Genomic DNA, 258 nt, shown 5'->3' with positions numbered 1-258 from the left:
CTCCACAACCCAGCCAGTCCGGATGTTAGGCGGACACTATGGCTATTTCTAGCTTTGCGGGCTCTACGGCGCCGGGTTTGCCCGCTCCCGATCCGACAGGAATGAGCTGCAGGTCGATGGCCTCGCCATCCGTCTGCCCCCTTCCGCCGTAAACCCGCTGGATCGCGTCCGTCAGATCGAGGACGAAGGATGGTTTGCGATGATGGTCGCCGTCATGACCGAGAACGGCGAAAGAACCGACGTAATGGGGATCGGTGA

At 60.9% G+C, this 258-nt stretch carries 1 pseudogene; it reads right to left on the bottom strand.

Going from position 1 to position 258, the window contains the following annotated elements:
- Nucleotides 1-25 precede the first annotated feature (25 nt).
- Nucleotides 26-258: pseudogene (locus tag AF337_RS06475) on the bottom strand (tyrosinase family protein); the annotation flags it as partial.

Origin of the sequence: Rhizobium ecuadorense (assembly GCF_001187535.1) — a bacterium.
Taxonomy (GTDB): domain Bacteria; phylum Pseudomonadota; class Alphaproteobacteria; order Rhizobiales; family Rhizobiaceae; genus Rhizobium; species Rhizobium ecuadorense.
The sequence above is the reverse complement of the archived record's forward strand: the minus strand, read 5'-3'. Positions and strand labels throughout refer to the sequence as shown.